This window comes from Streptomyces sp. NPDC007205, from assembly GCF_040634095.1.
In the GTDB taxonomy this organism is placed as follows: domain Bacteria; phylum Actinomycetota; class Actinomycetes; order Streptomycetales; family Streptomycetaceae; genus Streptomyces.
On record NZ_JBEYEW010000109.1, the window covers coordinates 1 to 5,353 of the forward strand.

4 protein-coding genes and 4 pseudogenes are annotated in these 5,353 nt (G+C 62.9%); 4 read left to right on the forward strand and 4 right to left on the reverse strand.

Annotated elements, in window-relative coordinates:
* Positions 1–199 (forward strand): annotated as a pseudogene (locus ABZ624_RS41890) (transposase); the annotation flags it as partial.
* A 234-nt stretch (positions 200–433) separates the two neighbouring features.
* Here ABZ624_RS41890 and ABZ624_RS41895 read toward each other — a convergent pair.
* Positions 434–968, reverse strand: a pseudogene (locus ABZ624_RS41895) (transposase); the annotation flags it as partial.
* Positions 969–992: 24 nt separating this feature from the next.
* On the opposite strand from ABZ624_RS41895, the pseudogene ABZ624_RS41900 reads away from it, so the two are divergent.
* The 3 genes and pseudogenes from ABZ624_RS41900 to ABZ624_RS41910 all read left to right on the forward strand — a co-directional run.
* A pseudogene (locus tag ABZ624_RS41900) lies at positions 993–1,323 on the forward strand (transposase); the annotation flags it as partial.
* Between the two features lie 548 nt (positions 1,324–1,871).
* Positions 1,872–2,204: an Lsr2 family protein gene (locus ABZ624_RS41905; RefSeq protein WP_360100803.1), complete on the forward strand. Its 333-nt coding sequence runs from the start codon at positions 1,872–1,874 to the stop codon at positions 2,202–2,204.
* Positions 2,205–3,545: 1,341 nt separating this feature from the next.
* Positions 3,546–3,947: a DUF2690 domain-containing protein gene (locus tag ABZ624_RS41910; RefSeq protein ID WP_360100809.1), complete on the forward strand. Its 402-nt coding sequence runs from the start codon at positions 3,546–3,548 to the stop codon at positions 3,945–3,947.
* 254 nt (positions 3,948–4,201) lie between these two features.
* Here ABZ624_RS41910 and ABZ624_RS41915 read toward each other — a convergent pair whose 3' ends face one another.
* From ABZ624_RS41915 to ABZ624_RS41925, 3 genes and pseudogenes are all read right to left on the reverse strand, one after another.
* Positions 4,202–4,444 carry a transposase family protein gene (locus ABZ624_RS41915; RefSeq protein ID WP_360100811.1) on the reverse strand — a complete coding sequence of 81 codons (243 nt, stop codon included), beginning with the start codon at positions 4,442–4,444 and terminating at the stop codon, positions 4,202–4,204.
* Between the two features lie 152 nt (positions 4,445–4,596).
* Positions 4,597–4,974: pseudogene (locus ABZ624_RS41920) on the reverse strand (transposase); the annotation flags it as partial.
* Positions 4,975–5,098: 124 nt separating this feature from the next.
* On the reverse strand, positions 5,099–5,353 hold a 255-nt coding region (locus ABZ624_RS41925; RefSeq protein ID WP_360100806.1), incomplete at its 5' end, for a transposase.

Here is a 5,353-nt window from a genome sequence, read left to right on the forward strand (position 1 = left end):
CGCGCCATGCGGGAGTTGATCGCCGAACGGGCCTGGCTGACAGTGTTCCTGCTGCCCGCCTACTCGCCCGACCTCAACCCCGTCGAGTGGGTCTGGGCGCACGTCAAACGCAGCCTTGCCAACCTCGCCCGTCGCCATCGACCCTCTGGAGACGCTCGTACACAACCGGCTCAAGCGCCTTCAGCACCGGCCAGACACTCCTCCTGGAACGGCTGGCACCACCACGCCACCCTGGTCATGTCACCGCCGCCCATGCCTTCCTCACCGAGCAGCGGCTGGCCCCAAAAGCCGACACACCCGACTCATCCTCTACCAGATCCTCGACGCCCCCAGGACCTGCTGACTGCGGACCGGCACCTGTACCACCTGTCGCCAACCCTGTCCAGCGGGATACACACGACACCAAGATCGAGACAGACCTAACGGAGTCCTACTAGCAGCGAGGTCTCCCGGAGCAGACCCTCCCTGCAACGACTGACCGTGATGTCGTTTCACCGGATCCGGTTCTGTCTGGTAAACGGTGGGTCTGTCCACGCTTCCAGCGGCTGGTCCAGCGTTTGCGGCTGGTGCCGGTCGGGTCGGGGGACGTCACCGCGAGGTAGGCGCGTTTCAAGGCGGTGTCCTCGGAGGGAGAGTGGCCACGGGCCCTCACCATCCGGCGGATGCGGGGTGTTCACCGACTCAATGACATTGGTGGTGCAGACGAGCCGGCGGATCCCGGCGTCGAACTGCGGGAACGGCACGAACTCGGCCCAGGCGTTTTCCCAGAGCCGGGCGATCGCCGGATACGTCCCACCTCATTCCGCTCAGAACTCAAGGAACCGGTTCGTCGCGGCATCCTCGGTCGGAGCCGTACGGACCGGCTTCAGGGCTTTGGCGATCTTGTCCCAGTCCTGGCGGGCGGCACAGCGGAACGAGGCCCGCAGGAGGTGGACAGCGCAGGTCTGCACGACCGTCTGCGGCCAGATGTCCGCGTACATGTGATGTGGCCCTGGCAAGACGCCTGGGCGGAGTTCGTCCCCTTTCCCCCGGTTCGGCACTGAGATCCGTCGCGTCGCCTGCACCACCAATGCGATCGAGTCGGTCGATGCGCGCATACACAAGACCGTCCGGGCCCGCGGACACTTCCCGAACGAGACCGCAGCCCTCAAACGCGTCTACATGACCGTCATGCGCCTGGACCCCACCGGCCAGGAACGCAAACGCTGGACCCTGCCCGGCAAGCCCGCCCATCAGGCCTTCGACATCACCTTCGACGGCCGACTCCCCATCGCCCGCCGCTACTCACACCACCCGAGTTACACGTTGGCTGGACAGACCTGAGCCCAGCTGTCTCAGTTCGACCGGGACGAGGGCATGCGCCACCAGGCCTTCCTCACCGCACCCCAATGGCCGGGGCGCCCTGCAATTACTGGAGGGCCGCCATCGCGCACGCGCCCGCGTCGAGCGCCGCATCCGCCGACGGCAAGATCACCGGATTCGGACGCTTCCCTTCCCGCCACTTCAATCGGTGATCCCGTGCCCTACTCTTCATATCGGAATCATGTTTGGATGACTGGTTCCTCACTCCGGGCCCGCGTTACATTCCTTTTTCGACCGTTAGAGTGCGACTTCGACTCGAAATGTTGGACACCCGGCGAGGCCCTGTCTCGCGTTCCCGCCTCCGCTACCCTGCCGACATGGGACTCATCCCACTCCTTCACAATGAGTACCCAAACGAGGACGATTCCATTTCTCTTGATGGACCTCGCCTCCTTCATCCCAGGGGTTGACATGGAGAATGTCACTGTGAAAGCGGCCTGGCCGGACCCCCCCGGCCAGGCTAAGGAGGCCGAGATGGACTTCTCAGGGAATTGATGTACAATCAGCCCATGGCCCAGAAAGTAGTGACTGTCTACACAGACGACCTCACCGGCACGGAATCCGATGAGGTGTCCACGCACAGGTTCTCGCTCAATGGCGTTCAGTACGAAATTGACCTAACGCCCGAAAGCTATGACAAACTGGACGAAGCTCTACGCCCGTTCATCGAAAAAGGCCGCAAGACCGGGCGAGTCAAGGGCACAGGAAGCACGCGGAGGGCGCCTGCGGACGGCCCTAGTGCCGAAGAAGTCCGGGCATGGGCACGCAAGAACGGCTATGAAGTGAACGACCGTGGCCGTGTCCCGCGGGAGATCCACACAGCTTTCGAGGCCGCGCACTGACTGGACCAAAACAGCGCCGGCATGCTGCCGCGGCTTCCCTCTGCGTGGACTAAGAGGCGTTTCGAGTTGCGGTCGACCCGTAAGTCGGGTGCCGGAGGCCTATGTCTGCGGATGATCTACGGCGCCGCGTGCGGGAACACCCTGCGAGTTGGTGGGACAGGCCGGAACTCGGCCGAAATCTCGCCCCGTCGAGAACGTCATCGGCGGTGTCTCCAACCACCCACTCTCCGGCGCTGCGGCAATGCGACATTAACGAGACGGCCCCGTCTGCCGACCCAGAAGTGGGCCGACGCAGTGGACGCCCGCTTAGGGGACGTTCTTGTCGCTGCTGTGCCAGTTTGGCAGTTTTGTCGACCGCATGAGGTGTGCCTATTGATGGCTGCTTGCGTCGAATGCGTACTGCTGGAGCCGCTGCGAGTCTCGCGTTTCGTCCTGTTCCGCGTCGATAGCTCCTGTCCGGTTCGAAATGCCTTGGACTGCTCTCCGGCATGTCGCCCGGTCAAGCGGCTGCCAGCTGTACTTCGGCCGACGAGCCCGAGCAAGGCAGGCGCGTAGTCCGCAGCCCCGCCGAAGATCAGCGCGGCCGAACTGGTGGTCAACCTGCAACACCTCCTCCAGCGTCTCCGCCCTCGCAATGGGGCAGGCACCCTGCCCCATCACGTTCCAAATCCGCTTGCGTGTGCATATGTTTTGGAAGGCAGCGTGACCTGATTCAGTACGCCGCAATCCATGTTGTCTCATCCATCGTGCCGACAGGCTATGTAGGCAAAGGTAGTTGCACGGTCAGGCCGGCGGCCTGGACCACAGCTTGAATGGTGTCGGGAGTGGTGGACAACCTGGAAAGCGGAGGAGCGGGGTTACCTGAGACAAGAGGCCGCCTTGCGACCGAAGCCGGTCAGGCACTTCCGGTTCTCCTGGCAGCGGGCTCACCGCTGGCATGGCGGGGAGGGCGCTGGCAAGCCGGGTGCCAGCCGACCGACCGCCCTCGGCCGCAGCACACAGCGCTCGAGCCGAGATCATCACGCGACACAAGCTGACGCGACGTTGAATTGTTCACGAGAGCGCTGTGTTCAACTATGTTTGACCTTCTGGCAGTTTCTTGCGACTAGAAGTAATGGAACAGCGATCACAGAGCTGCGACACCCGGCTGGCTGAATAGAAACCCTTCACTCGCCCACCATGTGGTCTTTTTCAGCCTCATTGTGGCTAGCCCTGTTGCAGAGAGCAGAGGTGGAGTAGAACAGCGTGTGACTCATCCACGGCAGAAAGGTATGAGTGCGCATGCGAAAAAAGCTCGCCGTAGCAGCCGCCTTCGGGCTGTTCCTGGTGCCGCTGACAGGCATGAGTCCCGCCCTGGCAGCCACCCCCGCAACATCGGGGAGCGGCGGTCAGATTGCTTGCAATGGACCGTCCTGCTCTGGCCTGGACCCAGCGAGAACTGTCAGCAGCCTGGACGGATACCTCTGTTTGACAGGCGCCTACACACCGTGGGACCCCTCCGGTATCGCTCGCTTCGCAACCTCCCAAGGGATCGTGGAGCTGCGGTACAGCCCGCACTGTCACGCGAACTGGGCCCGGATCACCAAGGCCAGGCCGGGGGCCGGGGTATGGGTCCAGAACTGGAACAACGAGATGCAACAACAGTACGTCCCCCAGGGGCGCAGCAGCACGTACACAGCAATGGTCAACGGCTATACAACGAGCCGCGCCGGTGACAGCGACGGTTTTACGACCTGGTATTAAGAGTGTGCTAGCTGCTGTTCGGCTGAGGAACGGGGGATGCATCATGGTGTCATCTCGGAAGATCATAACCCGTTTCCGCAGGCGATTGTTCCCGCAGCTAGCTCACTAATTCCGGTTCATTTTGGTGGCTCATCGCTTCTCTGATGGGCCACCAAATTATGCGTTGTGCTGAAAATGGGAGGGCTATCGCGCTGGCCTTCCGGCCGCCGCAGGCGTACGACGAATGCGACCAAGCTCGCCACCGCCCGGCAGGACTAAGAACGCGAGGGACACCTTCGAATGTGCGGGGTGGTCAGTCCCACGACCTGCTCGGCGAACGTCACCGCCGTACAGGCAGGGTTCTCGCAGCGGAAGCGGCGAACACATAACTCGATCACGACACCGAGCCCGCCCACGGCCACATCACGCAGCCTCCGTACGTACCGACCGTGCACCCGGGCCGAACTCTGACCGCACCGACAGGAGCCAGTCGTCGCCCGCACCCGCGTTCTCACCACTACCTGGTCCGGCCGCCGCTCGACCTCCTCGATCAGCAACGCGACAGGTACGGAAACAGCTCCAGGAGCACATCATGAGGGCACGCAATGCGTGATCGCGAACAGGTGGAGCAATGTACTCGCCGTCCGGATCACAAGATCGTCGACAGAACCCGGATCTTCACGCTGACGCAGTCGGTGAACACGACCGGACAGACGCGGTCGAGCGGCCGGGCCTGCCATTCGCCCATGCCCTCCCTCACCGAGTCCGTGATCGTGGAGATGGTCTGCTCAGCTCCATAGACCTCGTCCAGGTGCGCGGCGATCTCTGCGTGGGTCAGACCCTTCGCGGACAACGCGAGTACCATCTCGTCGAAGCCGGCCAGCCGGCGCTGACGCTTCTCCCTCCGATCCCACTCCAGCAGTCGCTTCGTCAGCTGCAGCAGCCCGCCCTCGCCAGTCAACCGCAAACCCTCGCACTGGGCCCGGTTCACAACCTCTTCAATGAACCGATCGTCCAAGCCCGTCGGCACAGCCTCCGAAGCAGACATCCTGGCTATGTACTCGCTGATCACAGGAGCACTCTTCCATGATCGGAGTCACACCGTTTTCATGCAGTCCCCCGGATCCTCCAAATTTGAACGATGCCTCATCCGCCTTACTGACTTCGGCTTGTCAAGGTGACGTTGGGGCATCGAGGGCCAGGCCGGCTCCGGTTATGAAGCCGTCGAGGATCTCGGGCCGGTACTGGAGGCGCTTGAGCCGGTTGTGTACGAGCGTCTCCAGGCGGTCGAGGGCGACGACGGCGAAGTTGGCAAGGCTGCGTTTGATGGCCCACACGCCCTCAACCGGATTGAGGTCGGGCGAGTAGGCGGGCAGCAGGAACACTGTCAGCCAGGCCCGTTCGGCGATCAACTCCCGCATGGCGCA

Bases quoted from the DNA above. Each gene is read 5' to 3' on its own strand.
- ABZ624_RS41910 (WP_360100809.1), top strand. From the start codon at position 3,546: ATGAGTCCCGCCCTGGCAGCCACCCCCGCAACATCGGGGAGCGGCGGT.
- ABZ624_RS41905 (WP_360100803.1), top strand. From the start codon at position 1,872: ATGGCCCAGAAAGTAGTGACTGTCTACACAGACGACCTCACCGGCACG.